The following is a 17314-nucleotide window of genomic DNA, read 5'->3' as shown; positions in this document are numbered from 1 at the left end:
GTCATTCGCCCCAATGCATGGTGAGGTCCAGCGTGACGCGGTTGTCGCGCTTGCCGTCGTACGGCTGGCTGGACCAGCCCAGGCCCCAGCCGAAGGCGAGTCCGCCGCGAGGCGCGAAGGTCTGGCCGTAGCGCAGGCTTGCCATCCAGCCACTGCCGTAGCGGCATTCGTGATAGCTGCCCGCAGCGATATCGATGCGCTGGCGCCAGCTGCGTTCGTAGCGTTGATAGAGCAGGCTTTCCAGCTGCCCGTCGAGCGCGGCCCAGCGCGCGCAGGTTGGGCTGTAATACGGCACGTCGGTGCGTGTGTTGCGGGTGCTGCCGAGCTCCACGCCGCCATCGAGCGTGAACCATGGCGCGGTATATGCGCGCTGCATCCACTGTGCCTGCCAGCCGCGGCGGCGGTTGCCATCGCTGAAGTGATCCTGCGAGCCGCCGAGTTTCACCGAGCTCAGTTCGCTGGGGCGCCACTGCACGGAAGCGTCGAGCGTATGCGCAGTGATGCCGTAGTGGCTGGCGCGCAGCGGTACGTCCTGGTCGCCGGTGTTGCTCCAGCCGAGCACGAAGGTCCAGTAATCGCTGGGGAACCAGCGCACGCCGGCTTCGAGTGTGTCGCGGCGGCTTTCCCCGCCGATGCCTTGCAGTGCTTGCACGTAGGCTTCCAGTCCGCGCGCATAGCCGCGCAGGCCAAGACCAAGCCGATCGCGCTGCCCCTTGCCTTCAGGTAGTGATGCGCTGGCGAGGCGGGTGATGCCGTAGATACGCCAGCGATCATCGAGCAGCGGGCTTTGCAGGGTGGCCTGGGTTTCGTGATCGCTGTCGCCATAGTTCGGTGCACCGCCCTGGCCACGCGAGTGATCGAGATCGAACTGCCAGCCACGCTGGCGATCCCACGCCTGGCGGGCAAGCTGCGCTTGCGGGTCGCGTGGGATCACGGCTTCCACCTGTTGCAAGGCCGGCTCGACGCGGCGGAAATCGTTGAGCTCGCGCCAGCTGTCGATCACGCCCAGGCGCACGGCGATGTCTTCGGGATCGAGCGAAGCTGCGCCAGCCAGCGTGTCTTCCGAACGGCGCGGCCATCCGCGTGCGCGTTCCACATCGCCGAGTTCGCGCCATAGCGTCGAATTGGCCGGCGCCTGCGCGCGCAGGGCGTCGATGCGCTGCCAGGCTTCGCGGTAGAGCCACGCTTGCTGGCGGACTTGCGCGGCGGCGATGTCGGCGTCGGTCTTGTGCGCGTTGTCGCGCGGGCGCGTCGACCCCGGTGCGGGCAGCCAGGTCTTTTCCGCAGCGGCGGTGCGGTCGATCAGCGTTACGGCGTCCCGATAGCGACCGGCTTCCAGATAAGCGTAGGTGAGGCCGATGCGGGGATCGGTTTCGTTTTCAGCATAGGCATCGGGATGATGGCGGATGCTTGCTTCATAGAGCGGGATGGCCCGTTCCGGTTGGCGCTGTTGCAGCAGCGCGTCGGCCATCGCGGCTGCTGCGTAGGGCGGCATGTTTCCGCCGTCGCGCTGCATCGCGTCGTAATCGCTTACCGCAGCGGCGCTGCGTGAAGCCTGGTCGTAGGAGACAAGACGGTCCGCGCGGATTTCCGTGGCGAGGGCAGGTGTGTTGCCGTGGCGGGTCAGCGCATCGTCCTGTAGCGCAATGGCGCGATCCGCTTCCGCATACGGTTGGCGCGGGTCGGCGGGTTCCGCTTTGGCCCAGCGTGTTTGATGCGCGGCGGCGTCGGCTTCCAGCCGCGCCATGTCGTCGGGTGCCAGCGAGGGTGAGAGTTCGCGAGCGAGCTGCAGCGCCTGGTTCGCGGCGCCGAGTTCGGACAGCAGGCGAACGCGCAGGCGTTGTGCTTCCGCATCGTTCGGCCAGCGCTGCAGCAGGGTTTCGCAGGCAGCCAGGGCTTCCATGCGGTGACCGCTGTCGCGCTGTTGGCGCGCATTCGCCAGTAACTGGTCGTGAGTGGCCTGGTCGTTGGTTGCCGTGGTGGCGTGCGCGGCGCTGACACAGTAGGCGAGCGTGAGCAGCGCGAGCCGGGCAATGTGCCGGTGGGTGGGTGCTGCGATAACGGGTTGTAGCGTTCGAGCTGACTGCATGGGACTTGCTCCCCGGGGCCGCTAATGGCGACACCGGTACCTGGGAGCCGTGTGACTGCGAAATGAGCGCACATGGCAGCGATCCGCCCATGGGGCGATGACTGGGTATGCGGATTTCGTCGCGCCTCGCTCCGTGGCTGTAAAAGGATCCCGACAGGCCGCACTGGGGTTGGTAGTGCGGCCTGTCTCCGACCGTACGGTCGACGCATGACCGTCCATGGCATGCGGGATGACGCTCGACGCTCGGTTGAATCGGCCCGGGTCCGGCGGGGAGCCAGGAGCAGGCTTGGCGTCGTTGCGGATGCAGTGTTGCCAAATCGCCTGGGCATCGGAATCAGAAAAGTCCTATGCCGTCACGGATCGTTGACAGTGTGTCGCTCAGGCGAGGCATCGGTATGGGACCCGGTCGGACGTGGCGAACAGGATCCGGCAATTCCAAGGGTTTCAGGGCGACCGTGATCGCTGCATGGCATGGCGGCTGCGTGTTTGAAGGCCCCGTAGTTTCAGAGTGCTCCCATAGAAGCGTTAGGGGTCGCATGGTGGAATCGTCGGGTCGTCTGCACCGTACGCAGGCGGCAAAGCCATCTGCCATCAATGGACTTTCCCTTGCAGCGCTCCAGGCCCGATCCGCATCGCCCGGGTCCGTCAGAAGAGCGCCGCCGATATTGCGACCACGGATGGAATGCCATCCGTCTCACATCGAGTTTCTTATGTCGACCTCTTTCAGCACCGGTCCCGTGCGCGTCGCTTTGCTGGATGACCACGAGTTCATCCTCAAAGGCCTCACCGCATACCTTGAGCAAGTACCCGACATCACGGTGGTGGGAAGCCACAGCAACAGCCGGACATTCCGCGCGATGCTGGCCGCCATGCCAGTGGATGTCGCGTTGATCGACTATGCATTGGCCGCTGACGATATGGATGGCGTGGCGCTGGTGAAGACGCTTCGCTCGCGTCATTCCACGTTGCGCATTCTGGTGGTGTCGGCGCATGAGCAGAGCATCACCGTGAACATGTTGTTGCGCGAGGGAGCGAATGGCTTTTTCAGCAAGAACCAGGACGCCAACGATATGCTTCAGGCCATCGCGGAGGTCATGGCTGGGAAGACCTATCTGCCGCCTGCCATCGGTGTCGATGCGCCGGCCAAGCTGCATGCGCCGCTGTCCCCGCGCGAATGGGAGGTGCTCCGCTGCTTTCTCGATGGCATGTCGGTGAGTCAGATCGCCGGCAAATTCAATCGCAGCCTGAAAACCATCAGCACGCAGAAATCGATGGCGTACAAGAAGCTGGGCGTCCAGGCCGACGCAGAGCTGTTCAAGATGAAGGAGCAGATTCTGCTGATGCACGGCAGGCTGTAACCATGCGTGTAATGGGTTGCACCCGCGCTGAGGTCAAGGAGTCCACGCCCGCGCTGGTCGCTTGCGATGTGCTGGCGGTGGCGCGCTGTTGTGTGGACGCGCAGCGGCTGGCGATGGAAGCAAAAGGCTTGCAGGTGAAGCTAGACCTTCCCCGCGGCCCCTTGTCATATCTAATGCTGGACGAAACGCGTTTGCGTCAGGTGTTGGATAACCTGTTCGGCAACGCGGTGAAGTGCACCGCACATGGTCGCGTCGGCATGATCTTGTGGCAGGAGCCGATGAGCGACGGGAAGGGTGGTGTACGCCTGATAGTGGAGGTTTATGGCACCGGATTCGGCATTCCTGTCGATCAACAGCGCAGGTTGCTAAAGCCGTTCTCCCAGGCTCACGGCCTATTGGTCACGCAACCGGGTGGCTTCGGTCTGGGTTTGTCCATCTGTCGAGAGATCGTGGAGGCGTTGGGCGGCAGGCTCAGCCTGGGCAGCAAGGTCGGTGTCGGAACGTCGGTGCGCATGGAATTGCCGACGGGCCCGGTATCTGTCGACGAGGATGTTGCAGAGGGTAGGCCGACGATGGCTCCGGTCTCTGTGTCCGGACAGCGCGGGAAGGTGCTGGCGACGTCGGCCGGTTTCACGGAAATCGAGCAGGATGATCGAGAGCTTTTCGCGCTGGAGGCACGCAAGGATATGGCAGCCATCCGCGCGGCGATGGACTCAGGAGATCCGGCTTTGGCCGCGCGTCATGCACACCGCATCAAAGGTAGCACGATGATGTTCGATGATCGGCGCGTGCAGGCGCTCGCCGACGACATCGATCGGATTCTTATCGCTCAGAAGCACGTCGACAGGAAGTGCGTAGAGGCCCTGCTTTCGGCTTTGGAAAACATGCTTTAGGAACGTTTCCTGTAGAGCCACTTGGATTCGCGTGCTGAAATGCCTGGACATCTCGGGGTGAGGACGATGCCGCTGCACACACTCCCGTGTTGGCAGAGTCTGCGAGGTGTGATGAGTGGGTTGTATGTTGTTCCAGTGATAGTTCCGGTGTGTCCCGGTGTCCATGGATGGGCGATGCCGGTTGTGAATGAAATGGCAGCGTATGGTGGCTTGTCCTCCGTGTCCGTGATGTCGCTGTGATGTTCGCAAGAGGTATCCATTCCCTCCCTTGGGGTACCTCGGCAAACCGAGAACAGGTGCCGGTCATGGTGGCGCCATGGGTTGCGGGCCTGCATAAGGCCCGCAATTTTTTTGCCCGTAGCGCGGGGTTCGCTCCCGGGAATCCCGCTTTCGTCGCCGCTATCCCGGTTCTGTCGTAACCCCGTCTGGCCCCGGCCTTGCCCGGCTATGCTCCCGCCCCATCGAGACGATACCGACGTGGGGGACACCGTGGTTACCAGCTTCTTCTTTGTCATTCGCCTGATCGTGGCCTGGTTCCTCGCCTTCATGCTGTGCGTGGTGGTGTGGATGGGCATTACCGACGGGCACTATCACGGGCCGGCCTGGCCTTTTGTGCTGGCCGCGCTCGCCATGCTGACGATGGTGATCACCGGCGCGTTTTCGCATGTGCGCCGGGTACGGCTGATCGCGGGGCGCGTGGACCACGACACCCTTGCCAACCGGCAGCGCCGGCAAGTGGAAATTCCCTTCGAGGCGGGTGAGGCGTTCGACCTGCTGGATGCGGCGATCCGCGAACTGCCGCGTACCGAGGCGATCGAAAGCGCGCGTGACAGCCTGCAGGTACGCGCGCAGGTCCGGCGCCTTGATCCCTATGGCAACAAGCCGCTGAAGCGATTAAGTGTGTTTGACTGGTTTGGGCGCAAAGACAACCAGATTCTCGCCACGGTGACGCCGAGCGATGGCACCGGCAGCGTCACGCTGATCTGCGAGCCGGGCAACGGTGCTTGGACCGACTGGTTCCGGGTCGACGACGGTACCAATCTCGAGAATGCCGAAGCGATCACGCGTGCCATTACGCGCCGTGTCGCTGAGCGCCGGCGAGGCGAACAAGCTTCTGCCACGCAGACCGCGACCGAGAAGGAATTGACGGTGGCCCGCCTGAATCTGCTGCATGCGCAGGTCGAGCCGCATTTTCTCTACAACACGCTGGCCAGCGCCCAGTACCTCACGCGCACCGATCCGGCGCGGGCCGACGACATGCTGGGGCATCTGATCGCCTATCTGCGTCGCTCGCTGCCGCGCACCGACGAGGTGTTGTCCACCTTGGGTGATGAACTGGAGCGGTCGCGCGCCTATCTGGAAATTCTGCGCATCCGCATGGGCGACCGGCTGAAGCTGCAGATTGATGTGGCAGATGAGCTGCATGCCACACCGCTGCCGCCGATGATGTTGCAGACCCTGGTGGAGAACGCGGTGAAGCACGGCCTTGAACCCAAGCCAGGCGGCGGCACGGTGTGGCTGCTTGGCCGCGCGGGTGAGGGTACGGTTTCGATGACCGTGGCGGATGACGGTTGTGGTTTCAGCGATGCGGGCGGCGGCACCGGCATTGGCCTGAAGAATGTGCGCGAACGCCTGCGCCTGGTCTATGGCGCAGCGGCATCGCTGGCCATCGTCGCCAATTTTCCACACGGCGTGGCCGCCACGCTGACTGTGCCGGCCGCGCCGGACAAGGTGGGCCGCCATGACTAAGTGTGTGATCGCCGAAGACGAGGCTCTGCTGCGTCAGGCATTGCTGGAGCAATTGGCACAGGTTTGGCCGGAACTGGACGTGGTGGCGGAGTGCGAGGATGGCGCCAGTGCGCTGGAAGCGATCGCCGAGCATCGGCCCGAACTCGCCTTTCTCGATATCCGCATGCCTGGCCTAACCGGGCTGGAAGTGGCGGCCGCGGCGGCCGAGGTCAGTCCGGCCACGCAGATCGTGTTCGTCACGGCGTACGACCATTACGCCATCGATGCCTTCGAACGCGGGGCCATCGACTACCTGCTCAAGCCGATCGCGCCGGAGCGTCTTGCGGCGACGGTGCAGCGGGTCAAGGCGCGCGCCGGTCATGCCGTCGATGCGGAAGCGCTGGCGTCGCTGGTGCGGCAACTTGGCGCGAATCTGCTGCAGCCGGGTGCGCAACAGCCGTTGACCTGGATCACCGCTAGCAGCGGGCGGGAAACCCAGCTGATCCTGATCGACGACGTGATCTATTTCCGCGCCGACAACAAGTACACCACGGTGGTGACAGCGGCAGGCGAAGCCTTGCTGCGCAAGCCGATCCGCGAATTGCTTGGTGCGTTGGATCCGGCGGTGTTCAAGCAGATTCATCGCGCCACCATTGTGAATCTGAAAGCGGTTGCTTCGATCGTTCGCGACGACAGCGGCAAGGGCACGATCAAGCTGAGAAACCGGCCGGAGACACTGACGGTGAGTCAGCCGTTCATGGCCTTGTTCCGCTCCATGTAAACGCATGCCGGCAAGCGTCGGTGCCGCGCGTCGCGGCCCACGCCGCGGCGGAGGTGACGTATGCGCAATCTGCTCGCAGTGATCTATTACGTGCTGGCCATGGTGGGGTGCACCGGTGGTCGCACGATCGAGATGCACAGCATGACCGATGGCCACGACAGGGTGCATGGGGTGGTGCATTTGCAGGCCGGCGTGGCCAAGTTCGAATGCGTGGGCAGCGCCAGCGGCCAATGCCACTTCGTGCTGTTCTCCGCCGCCTGCCCTGATGTCGGTGTCGATAAAGCGTGCGATGCGCCGCCGCTTGAACGGCTCGCGCTGGCGGTGGGCGCGAGTCGCGAGCTTGTCGGCTTGCCGGTGGAATTCAAGGCATGTGTGGATGATCGAGATAACGCTGATACATCGATCTGCAGCAAAGGCAGGCCCTGATTTTTAGGCATCGAGCCGGCCTGCCTGTGTCAGCGCCGGCAGGCGCCATCGCGCCACGGTGCCGATGCCGGCGATCAACAGGCGGGAAAGCAGGGCCATGTCGACCGGCATGCCGCGACGGCGGACATCAAGCAGAAGCGCGATGCGCCACTCGTCGCTGTCGTTCCACACTTCGTGCGGATAAGTGTCGTCCCACAACAAGGCCTGGCCGTTGCCGATCCGGTGTTCCTCGCCTGCCAGCCGCAGCACGGCTGCGGGGCGGCCGTCCGCGGCCAGCGGCACCGAGAGACCAAGCTGGAATCGCAACACGCCCTTGAAGGGGCCTCGGTGTTGCGGAACGTGCTTGTGCGGCGCGAGCAGCGAGAGTGTGGCGGACAGCACGTCCGGCGAAGCGTTGATCAAGGCAGCGAGGCGCGGGCAGGCGGCCATGTTCGGCCCGATCGGATGCCCGTACACCTTGAGCAGAAACATGCGCCAGTCGTGACCGTCGTGGGTGGAGATGGCGGTCTGCTCGCTCATCAGTTCATGGAAGCGCGGCACGGCGTGCAGCCGAGGGGTCAACGCCAGCGCCTCATCGCGCAGCGCGGGCCATGCCTCCACGAAGTGACGGGCCGCGGGAAACCGGGCGTCGATATCCAGCACCGGCGGATTGACGATGCGCCGGTCGTAGAGGGCGCGCAAAGCTTGGGATGAAAGGTCGTATAGGCGGCTCATAGGTGGCTGGAAGTGACAGTCCTGGAGCCATGAGATACACGCCTGTTTGTGATTGGATTGTAAGAGCGTTTCCAGGCATGACCCCGTTGGGTCCCCGGCTATGTCGGTTCGGGAGGCGCCCAAAAGAAAACCCCAGGCATGGGCCCGGGGTTTTCCGGTGTTGCAGGACCTGCTTACCGACCGAGATCGGTCAGGAAGCGCTTGGTGTACAGCAGCGGCGTGGTGCCGCTCACCGAATTGCAGGTGGGCGAGGCCCAATTGCTGGAGCCCGAACACGGCGTATCGCGGTCCAGCGACCAGAAGTGCACGCCAGCCAGGCCATTGCTTATCGCGTAGTTCACCATGGTGTCGACATTCGCCGCGGTGAAGACTTCGCTGGTGACATCATTCATGCCGATCATCGGCGTCAGCTCGATCTTGCTGAGCGGAATGCCGTAGGTGTGCTGCAGGTTCTTGGCGGCCTGGATCGCCGACTGACCCATGTCGCACTGGCCGTTGGCGACCACGCAGATGGACGCGCTGGCCGAGCCGTAATCCATCACCATCAGGTTGACGGTGTAGTTGCTCAGAGTGGAGGCCTTGATCGCCTTCACCACCATGTCGCCCTGGCTGTTCAGCCCGCCGTAGCTGCCGTCAGAGGCCGCCAGCGTGGCTAGCGTGAACGAGAAGCGCAGCTTGGGATACAGGCCCTGCGCATAGACCGCCGCGGCCACCAGTGCATTGACCTGCGCCTGCGTTTGGCCGGCTTCGATGTCGAAGTCCACGCCCACCATCTGTGGCGAGTTGTAGGTCGACAGGAACTTGGCCATGCCCGATGGCGTGGAGCAGGTGAAGCTGCCCGCGGCACCGCCGGTGGAAACCACGTAGCTCAGGCCCGCACTGGAAAGCGCGCCGATATTGGCGCTGGCGAAGCTCGCGCCCGGAATGCCGCCCCAGTTCTCGCTGCCGCATTCGCCGGTGGCGAAGGCCAGCGTGACCGCGCCCAGCTTGGGTACGTAGTTGGACACCAGGCTGCCACTGCCCACCAACGGAATCGCCGAACCGGTGACCGCGGTCTGGATGGTGTTGGTGTTCCAGTTGAGATTGATGGTGACGTCCTTGTAAGGACTGAACAGCAAGCCGGCACCCGAGCCCGGCGGCGGGGGCGGTGGAGGCGGCGGCGGGGGAGGAGGTGGTGGCGTGCCGGTGCCGCAGGCGCCCTGCGAGGTCCACGGCTGGCCCGAGCCGGAGCCACCGTTGTTGGTGGCCGGGTCGTTGCCCTGGGTCCACCAGTTCGCCACATAGTTCACGTTGTTCTCGCTGGCGGTATTGCCGCCCACGTAAACCGCCGTTGCGCTCCACGCCGGCGCGCAAGCTGGCAGGGTTGCCGCCTGGGCAGGCTGCGCCGGCGTCATGGCCAGCAGGCCCATGGCCATGGCCGTACCCGCGGTACTGCTCAGGGCGCCGGCGATGATCCGCGACCACGCTATCGAATGTTTCGCACGCATAGGGCTGTCTCCTCTCCTCGTTGTCGTCGATGACGGAAGCGGATGGCTGGTCGAGCGGCGGTGTGCCATCGCCACGAGGGCATGGCGGCGGCTTCGCCCATGTGGAGCCCCTTCTCCTCCATCCGATGACAACGTTGTCTTCTATGCGTCAGGGAAACTGTGACCGTCGGCTTGAAAAGCGCTAATGCAATGCAACAGGGAATTCTTGCGGACGCTGCCCGCGTGCATCGCACGAGGTGTCCATCTGATGTCTGTCTCGATCTGACAACGTTATCAATCCGTTGTCCTCGTCGTGGCGACGCCACTCGAGTGCCTCGCGATGGATGTACTACCATCGCGGCTCCCCTCCGACGCGAACGGAAGCATCATGAAGTTCCTGATGATGATTTATTGCGATCCCGTACTGCTCGATGCGCTGCCCCCGGGTGAGTTCGACACGCTGATGCGCGGCTGTTTCGCCAAGGCCGACCAGCTACGCAAGGAAGGCAAGCTGCTGGACAGTCAGCAGCTCGAACTGCCGATGCAGTCGCGCACCATGCGCGTGCGCAACGGTCGTTCCACCATCGTGGATGGCCCCTTTGCGGAAACCAAGGAATACCTCGGCGGCTTCAATCTGATCGAAGCCGAGGACGTTGCCGAAGCCGAGCGCATCGCCGCGGAGTTTCCGTGGTCGCGCTTCGGCAGTATCGAGATTCGCCCGGTGCGCGATATGAATGCCGTGCGCCATCGTGTAGGCGCCGCGGCCTGATGGTAGGAGCGCACCCTGTGCGCGAAAGCCCCGCAACGCAGGGCCGTGTCGCGCACAGGGTGCGCTCCTACTGATGGACGTGATTTTGTAGGCGCGGTGCTTACGGTTTCACCACTTCCGACTCCACCACCATGTCCAGCACATAGGCGGTGTTCGGCGCATCGGCCGGCGGATTCTTGATGTTGAAGCGCTTCACGCGCAGCACGTTGCGGATGCCGGCTTCGTGCGTATATCCCTCGATGCTCTGATACAGCGGCTGCCATTCGCCCGGCGTGCCGACGGCTACGCCGTTCTCGCCATATTTACGCTCGCGCACTTGCAGGCATTGCGTGTTGGGAATCAGCGGATGGCTGCAGGGTTTGGTCTGCGGTGCCACTTCCAGGAACACGGTCTCGCCTTCACCGCCGTAACGGGTTTCCGCGGTGGGCTGGCCGGTGAATACGAGGGTGTCGCCACTGTCCGTGGCAAGGCGCAACTGTGGCGTGTCACCTTCCGTGTGCAGGCCGAGCTTGGGGTTGCCCTGCAGGCGCTGGGTGATGGCGCCGTCGAGATCGGCCAGGGCTTTGTCGGGACAGGCCATCATGGTCTGCGCCATCGGACCGATCTTCATGCGTTCGCCGTCGACACTGTAGTTGCCGCCGATGCGGTTGCAGGCGTTGCTGACGCTGAGGCGGTCGCGCACGAAATCCAGTTGCAGCGGTTTGTCCGCACGCACAAACAGCGCGTCGATGCGCTTGCCATCGCTGCCGGTGGCCTCGCTCAGCTGCCAGTGGTACTTGCCCAGTGCCGACGTATCCACAGCGGCGGTCGATGCCGCCGGTTTGGCCTGAGCGCTGGCCGCCGCCGCAGGAGCCGGTGTGTTGCCGCTATCCGGCGGGGGTGTCTGCGAGCAGGCGGCCAGTGCGAGCGGGAGCAGAAGCAAACGGTATTTCATCTGAGGTTCTCCATGTGACCAGTAGTGCAACGGACGGCTGCGCCAAAAGGGGTTAAAGCCTCTATCCGGGATGGCGGATTCCGTGCCGCCGCGGGATATGCCACAGACGACGTTGCGCTTTTGTCATGACAGAGGATTCACACGTGCTGCACCTCTTGCATGCAGGCGCGTGGGGTAGCGTCTGTCGCGTCGTGCGGGGGATGTCGCTGGTCCTGAGGTTGGGCGAGTCGAGGAGCGTGTTATGGCCGACAGGCCGACGATCGTGTTGGTGCACGGCGCGTGGGGTGACGGGTCGCACTGGAGCAAGGTGATTCCGGTGTTGAACGCCAAGGGCTACCGCGTCAGTGCGGTGCAGAATCCATTGACCTCTTTGGAAGACGATATAGAGCGCACCCGCCGGTTGGTGGAGGCGCAGCCAGGACCCGTGTTGCTGGTCGGGCACTCGTATGGCGGTGCAGTCATTTCCGGTGCGGGCCATGCGTCCAACGTGGTGGGCCTGGTCTTTGTGGCGGCCTTTGCGCCGGACGAAGGCGACAGCCTGGGCAGCATTTTCGCCCGGCAGGAGCCGCCGCCTGGCGCGGCCAGTATCCGGCCCGATGCGTACGGCTTCCTGTGGATCGATCGCGATCTGTTCAAGGAAAGCTTCTGCCAGGATCTCGGTGACGATGCCGCCTTGGTGATGGCGGTAGCGCAGAAGCCCATTGCGGCGCGCTGCTTCGAGGACAAGGCTGGCCCGCCTGCGTGGAAGACCAAGCCGAGCTGGTATCAGGTGTCGGATGAGGACCGCATGATCCCGCCGGAGACCGAGCGCTGGATGGCCGAGCGCATCGGTGCGCGGAAGATCATGTCGCTGACGTCGAGCCATGCCTCGCTGGCAGCGCATCCGCACCAGATCGTGAGCCTTATCGAAGAGGCGGTCTCGCAGGTCTGAGTCGCGGTGACGCGCCGGCGATGGGCTGCGTAGTCAGCGGCCCGTACGCGCGGCGACGGTCTTGGGGGTGCGCTGAGCGTGGAGCGGTTGCTCGCGTACTGCACGGGCGTCTTCGCCATGTGCCTGCATGTGATGCGCACGCAGATCGTCATACGACGCCAGCCGGGTCTGCAGCCAGCGTTGCAGCTTTGGACCGAACAGGCCGTCCGCCTTGCTATCGGGCATGCGCAGATGGCCGTGGATCGACCTGCGCTTCCACGGCTCCTGCTCCAGGTCGGCGATGAGCTGGATGCAGGCGTCGTTGAGCGGCGCGTCCGCGGCGATGTCGAGAAACTCGCACAGGCGCAGCCACTCGCGTTCGGGATGCTCGATCAGGTCGTCGAGGAACAGCAGATAGTGCTGCGGCTGTGCCATGTGGGTGCGGTGGATCTGCATCGCACGGTTCCAGCGCTTGGTCCAATGCACCGTGCCGCCGGGAAAGGCATTGTCGTTCTCAAACAGCAGGCTGGCATCGGCCAACGACGCGAGGACGTCCATGCCTGGACGGATGACATGGACGAAGCGGGCATCAGGTACCAGGGCTTCGATTTCCGGGATGAACAGCAGATGGTTGGGTGTTTTCTCCAACCACATATCGCGCCCGTTCTCCTGCGCCAGCCGGTCAAGCAGGGTGATGAAGCGCCGCTCGAGCGTGCGGATGCGCAGTGATGGGCGCAAGGACGAAACAGGTGATGAGGACAGCATGCGTTGCAAAGTCATGAACAGGTTGCGCTCATGCTTGCGCGAAAAGCCGAGACGCTGCTGCAGCCGGGCTTGCTGGTACTCGATGCGGGCGTCGCCCCAGCGCCATGCCGTATTGCCGTGCAGGTGCTCGAAAAAGCCGGTTTCCGGCAGAGTGAAGACGGCCGGATGCCGGGCCAGCATGGCCTGGACGATGGTGGTGCCGGAGCGCGGGCAACCGACAACAAAGGTTCGTCGCATCGGCGAGATTTCCCCTGCATGCAGGCCACGGACGTCATGGCCATCGAGAAGAAAAAAACGCAGGATTCCACGGCTGGTTGACTGAGCACGATCCCGTAGTGTCTACGGCATCACTTTCTGCATCAGGATGCTCCCGAAAGCTGGCATGCTGGCGTTCTTTCCGCGCACTGACCTGGAGACCATTGCCATGCACGCCCTGGTATTTGACCGTTTCGGCGGTCCGGAGGTACTGCATTGGGCGGAGCGGCCGGATCCTGTACCTGGGCCGGGACAGGCTCTGGTGCGTATGCAATGCATCGGCCTGAACTTCGCCGACGTCTATCGCCGCAACGGCAATTACCACCTCAGCGGGTCGGCGCCGTGGATTCTCGGCTACGAGGGTGCGGGCGTGATTGAAGTGGCGGCGGCGGGCGACAGCCTGTTTCCCGTCGGCACCCGCGTCGGTTTCGCGGACATGCCGTATGCCAACGCCGAGCTGGTTGCGGTGGATGTCGACAAACTCATCCCGCTGCCCGATGACATCGGCACCGACATCGCCGCCGCTGTGCTGCTGCAAGGGCTGACAGCGCAGTATCTGGTGCGCGACAGCTATGCGGTAAAGCCCGGCGATGTGGCGGTGGTGCATGCCGCGGCGGGCGGCGTGGGCTTGCTGCTGACCCAGATGCTGAAGAGCATGGGTGCGGTCGTGCTCGGCACAGCCTCCAGCGAGGCTAAGCGTGACAAGGTGATCGCTGCGGGCGCGGACGTGGCGGTGGGTTATGACGATCTGCTGCCCGCCGTGCAATCCCTGACTGGCGGGCGCGGTGCCGACGTGGTGTATGACTCGGTGGGCCGCACGCTGGGCGACAGCCTGGCAGCCGCGCGCATTGGCGGCACCGTGGTGTTCTATGGCATGGCCGCCGGCGATCCGGCACCGGTCGATCCGCGCCTGTTGATGGATCGCTCGCTCACGCTTACCGGCGGCGATCTGTGGAATGTGTTGACCAGTGCCGCCGTTCGCCGTGAGCGCGCCGCGGCGCTGTTCGCGATGATCCGCAGCGGCACGGTGCGGCCGCGCATCGCCGTGCGTTTCTCGCTATCGGATGGCGCCAAGGCGCATGCCTATATCGAGAGTCGCGGCGTCATCGGCAAGGTGCTGCTGATTTTGTAGTGAGGCAGACCCGCTTTTGCGGTTCTGCTCAATCCACCACGAACAGCCGGACCCCGGTGGGCGTGGAGGAGCGATGTGCGGCATCGCCGAAATCCGATACCTGGTAACTCATGCCGGCGGTAAGTACGAAGCGGCGGCCGTCCTTCAGCTCGGTATGCAGCTCGCCCTCCAGTACGTACAGCACATGGCCGCGGTCGCACCAGTGGTCGGCCAGATAGCCGGGCGAATACTCGACCACACGTACACGCAGATCGCCCACATTGAACGAGCGCCATAGCGCTTCACCTTGCTCGCCCGGGTGGCGTGAGGGAAGGACCTCGTTCCAGTGAGTGACGGTAAAAGGCAGTTCGGGGAGTTTCATGCGAGGCGATCCGCCATCAGTAGTCGCGCACGTCCAGCAGGGTCAGCCAGCGCGCGCCGCCGGCCTGGCCTCCATGCGGCCAGGGCGCCGAGGTGAGTGCGGCCGTGCCTTCTGCCCATGGCTCGTTGTCGAAACTGGCTTCCGCGTTGACGGTGCCGTCCTCCGTGCGGGTATAGAACACGCGGACCCAGTGCAGCTCCGGCGTAAGCGATTTCTGCCGCAACGCATCGGTCAGCGCCGTGCGGACTTCCGGCGGCACCGCGATGGTGCCGCGGATGCCGGTGGCGCCGCTAAAGACGTCCCAGGTGCGCACGCCGATATCCCAGGCTTCGATGCCGATCTTGCGTTCGTCGGTGACATACCAGCAGGCCGCGAGCAGCGGATGCAGTGCCTGCGCGACAAAGGCGTCGAGCGCATCGCGGCAGGCTGCGTCGCCCTGGCCGTAGCCGGCAAAGCTCTCCTCGATATGGCGCTCGTCGTCGATCACCACGTCGATGTCGAGCCGGCCCGGCGACTCGCTCTGGCTCGGGTGCCAGGTGGCACGGATGGCGGGAAGGTCGCCTTCGGTGACCAGCCAGCCGTCCTCGTCGGGTTCCAGTTCGATGCCGTGGTCGGCGAACAGGCGAAGCAGGTAGTGCTGCAAGGCGGCGTCGTTCATAAGGATTCCTGGGCGCGCCCACCGAAGGCGGCAGGCTGGTTGGCCAAGCGGCCATTCTCGCGCAATGTCGTGACAAACGCTCTTGGACAGTGCGCGGGATACGGGCTACCGTGCGCGCCTCCACTGGATACCGGGCGCTGGCATGAGCTTGCCAACCGATCGATCAGGCGGCCCCGCGCATCGCCTGGTGCTGGATACCAATGTTTGCCTTGATCTGTTCGTGTTCGGCGACAGGCAGGTTGCCGCGTTGCGCGAAGCCTTGCTGATGGGCGCGGTGGAGGCCGTGACGAATGAGCTTTGCCGCGACGAGTGGCGGCGTGTACTCGGGTATTCGCAGCTGGCGTTGGACGAAGCGGCGCAAGCGGCCGCGCTGGCTTCCTATGACCAGTGCGTGCGTTGCATGGCGCCACACGACTTGCGCGTGAGCGACACGGTGAAGCTGCCCCGTTGCGCCGATACCGACGATCAGAAATTCCTGGAGTTGGCATTTGCTGCGCAGGCAGGCTGGCTGCTCAGCAAGGACAAGGAAGTGCTACGGTTGGGGCGCCGCACGGCGCGCGAGGGCTGGTTTGCGATAGCGACGCCGGCGGAGTGGTTGCGCATTTCCAGCTAAGGCTTTGCCATGCTCACGTCGGTGCTTATCCATTGCCCGTATTGCGGCGAACCGGTCGACATCCTCGTCGATGGCTCGGTGGAAGATCAGCAATACATCGAGGACTGCCAGGTCTGCTGCCGTCCCATCGTTTTGACCGTGGCCGTGGACGAGAACGGTGACGTGCGCGTCGACGCTGCCGGTGAAAACGACGGCTGACGGCGTAGCGCTCAGGCGGTCATCGCGAGCGATTCCACGATATCCACGCCGAGCTTGCCAAGGCGGGCCCGGGTGGCGATATCGGTGTCCGGCGTGACCGGGCGGGTCAGATCCCACAGCACATGTGTCTTGAAGCCGAGGCCGACAGCATCCTCCACGGTCCACAACACGCACACGTCCCGTGCCAGGCCGCAGACGTAGAGTTCGTCCACGCCGCGACTGCGCAGCCATTCGGCCAGTTCAGTGCCGGGTCGCGCGCCATGCGGGCCATAGTTCTCGCGAAAGCCGCTGTAGGAATCTACGCGTGGGTCGCTGCCCTTTCTTACGATCTTGTCCAGCAGCGACGGATCGATGGCCGGGTGTAACGCGGCTCCTGGCGTGTTCTGCACGCAATGGTCCGGCCACAGTGTCTGCGCGTGGCCATACAGCGGAATGCGCTCGAACGGTTTGCGGCCGGGATGGCTGCTGGCGAAGGAGATGTGTCCCGGCGGGTGCCAGTCCTGGGTGGCGGCGACATGGCGGAAGGAGCTTGATTCCAGCAGATCGCGGATGCCCGGCACGATCGTGTCGCCCTCGTGGCAGGCCAGGCTGCCGCCAGGCATGAAATCCGGCTGCACGTCGACGAGGATCAAAGCGGCGCTTTCGCTGATGGGATGTCGCATGGCAGTCGCGGTTTGCGTGTTTCGGGGTAAGGAGTCTAGCGTCAGCCCTGTAGGGCAAGGTGTGACGCGGTGGACGGCTAGTCTGTAGGGGAATCGCCCGACTTGACCAGGTTAAGGATCAGGTCACGCTGTTATCGGCCGGAGCGCGGCCAAAGTTGAGCCGGCAGGCATAATGGGCGCTGACGCCATCAGGCAACGGAAGGGCAGATGCACTACAACCAATCGTGGATGGGTTACGGCATGGTCGGCGGCCTGCAGGCCGGCGCTATCGCCGCGGCCGGCGGTTTTCTGCTGTATGTCCTGTTTCACTGGCTGGGCCAGCGCAACGGCTGGGGCCAGGGGACGCAGATCGGCTGGGCCTATCTGCTGGCGCTGTTCCTGACCGGCAGCGGCGATCTGTGGGACATCGTCTATTTCAGCTACGGCCGCGTGGAATCGCTGCAGTTGCTAAAGGTGAAGCTGGCCGAGGTGCACGATCCCGACGGTCTCGGCACGCGCGTGTTCTTCGAGTTTGTCGGCGCGGCCGTGGGCGTGTTTGTGGCCTGGTATCTGCTGGTAGGGCGGCGGGGCGATCAGCACTCGCATGCGTCGGACAAGTAAGG

Annotated in this window: 19 protein-coding genes; 11 read left to right on the top strand and 8 right to left on the bottom strand. The window is 64.2% G+C overall.

Annotation, left to right across the window (positions count from 1 at the left end):
• Window position 1: 1 nt before the first annotated feature.
• Window positions 2-2089 carry a poly-beta-1,6 N-acetyl-D-glucosamine export porin PgaA gene (pgaA, locus tag ISS97_RS15055; RefSeq protein WP_379985605.1) on the bottom strand — a complete coding sequence of 696 codons (2088 nt, stop codon included), beginning with the start codon at window positions 2087-2089 and terminating at the stop codon, window positions 2-4.
• A 710-nt stretch (window positions 2090-2799) separates the two neighbouring features.
• Between pgaA and ISS97_RS15050 the strand changes: the two genes are divergently transcribed.
• The 5 genes from ISS97_RS15050 (at window position 2800) to ISS97_RS15030 (ending at window position 7275) form a co-directional block, all read left to right on the top strand.
• Window positions 2800-3447, top strand: coding sequence for a response regulator (locus ISS97_RS15050; RefSeq protein ID WP_379985606.1), 648 nt, complete (start codon window positions 2800-2802; stop codon window positions 3445-3447).
• Window positions 3448-3449: 2 nt separating this feature from the next.
• Window positions 3450-4340, top strand: a complete 891-nt coding sequence (locus ISS97_RS15045) for an ATP-binding protein (RefSeq protein ID WP_379985607.1) — start codon at window positions 3450-3452, stop codon at window positions 4338-4340.
• A 489-nt stretch (window positions 4341-4829) separates the two neighbouring features.
• Window positions 4830-6089, top strand: coding sequence for a sensor histidine kinase (locus ISS97_RS15040; protein WP_379985873.1), 1260 nt, complete (start codon window positions 4830-4832; stop codon window positions 6087-6089).
• Window positions 6082-6849: a LytR/AlgR family response regulator transcription factor gene (locus ISS97_RS15035; RefSeq protein WP_379985608.1), complete on the top strand. Its 768-nt coding sequence runs from the start codon at window positions 6082-6084 to the stop codon at window positions 6847-6849. Before ISS97_RS15040 ends, ISS97_RS15035 begins: the two co-directional genes overlap by 8 nt.
• A gap of 60 nt (window positions 6850-6909) precedes the next feature.
• On the top strand, window positions 6910-7275 hold the full coding sequence (locus ISS97_RS15030; protein ID WP_379985609.1) for a hypothetical protein: 366 nt from the start codon (window positions 6910-6912) through the stop codon (window positions 7273-7275).
• Window positions 7276-7278: 3 nt separating this feature from the next.
• Here ISS97_RS15030 and ISS97_RS15025 read toward each other — a convergent pair whose 3' ends face one another.
• Entirely contained in the window at window positions 7279-7989 is a 711-nt protein-coding gene (locus ISS97_RS15025) for an aspartyl/asparaginyl beta-hydroxylase domain-containing protein (RefSeq protein WP_379985610.1), read from the bottom strand.
• 173 nt (window positions 7990-8162) lie between these two features.
• Entirely contained in the window at window positions 8163-9476 is a 1314-nt protein-coding gene (locus tag ISS97_RS15020) for a carbohydrate-binding protein (protein WP_379985611.1), read from the bottom strand.
• A 367-nt stretch (window positions 9477-9843) separates the two neighbouring features.
• Here ISS97_RS15020 and ISS97_RS15015 point away from each other — a divergent pair, with 367 nt between their 5' ends.
• Complete coding sequence (locus tag ISS97_RS15015; protein WP_379985612.1) at window positions 9844-10224, top strand: YciI family protein; 381 nt, start codon at window positions 9844-9846, stop codon at window positions 10222-10224.
• A 100-nt stretch (window positions 10225-10324) separates the two neighbouring features.
• Here the strand turns inward: ISS97_RS15015 and ISS97_RS15010 are convergent, their stop codons facing one another.
• Window positions 10325-11158 carry a DUF4377 domain-containing protein gene (locus ISS97_RS15010; RefSeq protein WP_379985613.1) on the bottom strand — a complete coding sequence of 278 codons (834 nt, stop codon included), beginning with the start codon at window positions 11156-11158 and terminating at the stop codon, window positions 10325-10327.
• A gap of 241 nt (window positions 11159-11399) precedes the next feature.
• Between ISS97_RS15010 and ISS97_RS15005 the strand changes: the two genes are divergently transcribed.
• Window positions 11400-12089, top strand: coding sequence for an alpha/beta fold hydrolase (locus tag ISS97_RS15005; RefSeq protein WP_379985614.1), 690 nt, complete (start codon window positions 11400-11402; stop codon window positions 12087-12089).
• A gap of 33 nt (window positions 12090-12122) precedes the next feature.
• On the opposite strand, the gene ISS97_RS15000 is transcribed toward ISS97_RS15005, so the two are convergent.
• Window positions 12123-13070: a sulfotransferase family protein gene (locus ISS97_RS15000; RefSeq protein WP_379985615.1), complete on the bottom strand. Its 948-nt coding sequence runs from the start codon at window positions 13068-13070 to the stop codon at window positions 12123-12125.
• A 145-nt stretch (window positions 13071-13215) separates the two neighbouring features.
• Here ISS97_RS15000 and ISS97_RS14995 point away from each other — a divergent pair, with 145 nt between their 5' ends.
• Window positions 13216-14220, top strand: a complete 1005-nt coding sequence (locus ISS97_RS14995) for a quinone oxidoreductase family protein (RefSeq protein ID WP_379985616.1) — start codon at window positions 13216-13218, stop codon at window positions 14218-14220.
• 28 nt (window positions 14221-14248) lie between these two features.
• On the opposite strand, the gene ISS97_RS14990 is transcribed toward ISS97_RS14995, so the two are convergent.
• Window positions 14249-14581 (bottom strand): DHCW motif cupin fold protein, encoded by a 333-nt coding sequence (locus ISS97_RS14990; protein WP_379985617.1) that lies wholly within the window; start codon window positions 14579-14581, stop codon window positions 14249-14251.
• Between the two features lie 16 nt (window positions 14582-14597).
• Window positions 14598-15239 (bottom strand): DUF6348 family protein, encoded by a 642-nt coding sequence (locus tag ISS97_RS14985; RefSeq protein ID WP_379985618.1) that lies wholly within the window; start codon window positions 15237-15239, stop codon window positions 14598-14600.
• Window positions 15240-15381: 142 nt separating this feature from the next.
• On the opposite strand from ISS97_RS14985, the gene ISS97_RS14980 reads away from it, so the two are divergent.
• Together ISS97_RS14980 and ISS97_RS14975 are read left to right on the top strand one after the other, a co-directional pair.
• The gene (locus ISS97_RS14980; RefSeq protein WP_379985619.1) at window positions 15382-15852 is read left to right on the top strand and encodes a PIN domain-containing protein; all 471 of its coding nucleotides are present in this window, start codon (window positions 15382-15384) and stop codon (window positions 15850-15852) included.
• Between the two features lie 9 nt (window positions 15853-15861).
• A complete protein-coding gene (locus tag ISS97_RS14975) occupies window positions 15862-16050 on the top strand; it encodes a CPXCG motif-containing cysteine-rich protein (protein WP_379985620.1) in 189 nt (62 codons plus the stop codon).
• Window positions 16051-16061: 11 nt separating this feature from the next.
• Here the strand turns inward: ISS97_RS14975 and pncA are convergent, their stop codons facing one another.
• On the bottom strand, window positions 16062-16712 hold the full coding sequence (pncA, locus tag ISS97_RS14970; RefSeq protein WP_379985621.1) for a bifunctional nicotinamidase/pyrazinamidase: 651 nt from the start codon (window positions 16710-16712) through the stop codon (window positions 16062-16064).
• A gap of 207 nt (window positions 16713-16919) precedes the next feature.
• On the opposite strand from pncA, the gene ISS97_RS14965 reads away from it, so the two are divergent.
• Window positions 16920-17312, top strand: coding sequence for a hypothetical protein (locus ISS97_RS14965; protein ID WP_379985622.1), 393 nt, complete (start codon window positions 16920-16922; stop codon window positions 17310-17312).
• The last annotated feature ends 2 nt before the right edge of the window (window positions 17313-17314 follow it).

This window comes from Dyella koreensis, assembly GCF_044904565.1.
In the GTDB taxonomy this organism is placed as follows: domain Bacteria; phylum Pseudomonadota; class Gammaproteobacteria; order Xanthomonadales; family Rhodanobacteraceae; genus Dyella_D; species Dyella_D koreensis.
This window is presented reverse-complemented; position numbering and strand designations above follow the sequence as displayed.

Excerpts from the sequence above, each read along its gene's own strand:
- ISS97_RS15025 (WP_379985610.1), bottom strand. The coding sequence starts at position 7,989 with ATGAGCCGCCTATACGACCTTTCATCCCAAGCTTTGCGCGCCCTCTAC.
- ISS97_RS15030 (WP_379985609.1), top strand. The coding sequence starts at position 6,910 with ATGCGCAATCTGCTCGCAGTGATCTATTACGTGCTGGCCATGGTGGGG.
- ISS97_RS14965 (WP_379985622.1), top strand. The coding sequence starts at position 16,920 with ATGCACTACAACCAATCGTGGATGGGTTACGGCATGGTCGGCGGCCTG.
- ISS97_RS15050 (WP_379985606.1), top strand. The coding sequence starts at position 2,800 with ATGTCGACCTCTTTCAGCACCGGTCCCGTGCGCGTCGCTTTGCTGGAT.
- pncA (WP_379985621.1), bottom strand. The coding sequence starts at position 16,712 with ATGCGACATCCCATCAGCGAAAGCGCCGCTTTGATCCTCGTCGACGTG.
- ISS97_RS14985 (WP_379985618.1), bottom strand. The coding sequence starts at position 15,239 with ATGAACGACGCCGCCTTGCAGCACTACCTGCTTCGCCTGTTCGCCGAC.
- ISS97_RS15015 (WP_379985612.1), top strand. The coding sequence starts at position 9,844 with ATGAAGTTCCTGATGATGATTTATTGCGATCCCGTACTGCTCGATGCG.
- ISS97_RS15035 (WP_379985608.1), top strand. The coding sequence starts at position 6,082 with ATGACTAAGTGTGTGATCGCCGAAGACGAGGCTCTGCTGCGTCAGGCA.
- ISS97_RS15010 (WP_379985613.1), bottom strand. The coding sequence starts at position 11,158 with ATGAAATACCGTTTGCTTCTGCTCCCGCTCGCACTGGCCGCCTGCTCG.
- pgaA (WP_379985605.1), bottom strand. The coding sequence starts at position 2,089 with ATGCAGTCAGCTCGAACGCTACAACCCGTTATCGCAGCACCCACCCAC.
- ISS97_RS14980 (WP_379985619.1), top strand. The coding sequence starts at position 15,382 with ATGAGCTTGCCAACCGATCGATCAGGCGGCCCCGCGCATCGCCTGGTG.
- ISS97_RS14995 (WP_379985616.1), top strand. The coding sequence starts at position 13,216 with ATGCTGGCGTTCTTTCCGCGCACTGACCTGGAGACCATTGCCATGCAC.
- ISS97_RS15045 (WP_379985607.1), top strand. The coding sequence starts at position 3,450 with ATGCGTGTAATGGGTTGCACCCGCGCTGAGGTCAAGGAGTCCACGCCC.
- ISS97_RS14975 (WP_379985620.1), top strand. The coding sequence starts at position 15,862 with ATGCTCACGTCGGTGCTTATCCATTGCCCGTATTGCGGCGAACCGGTC.
- ISS97_RS15000 (WP_379985615.1), bottom strand. The coding sequence starts at position 13,070 with ATGCGACGAACCTTTGTTGTCGGTTGCCCGCGCTCCGGCACCACCATC.
- ISS97_RS15005 (WP_379985614.1), top strand. The coding sequence starts at position 11,400 with ATGGCCGACAGGCCGACGATCGTGTTGGTGCACGGCGCGTGGGGTGAC.
- ISS97_RS14990 (WP_379985617.1), bottom strand. The coding sequence starts at position 14,581 with ATGAAACTCCCCGAACTGCCTTTTACCGTCACTCACTGGAACGAGGTC.
- ISS97_RS15020 (WP_379985611.1), bottom strand. The coding sequence starts at position 9,476 with ATGCGTGCGAAACATTCGATAGCGTGGTCGCGGATCATCGCCGGCGCC.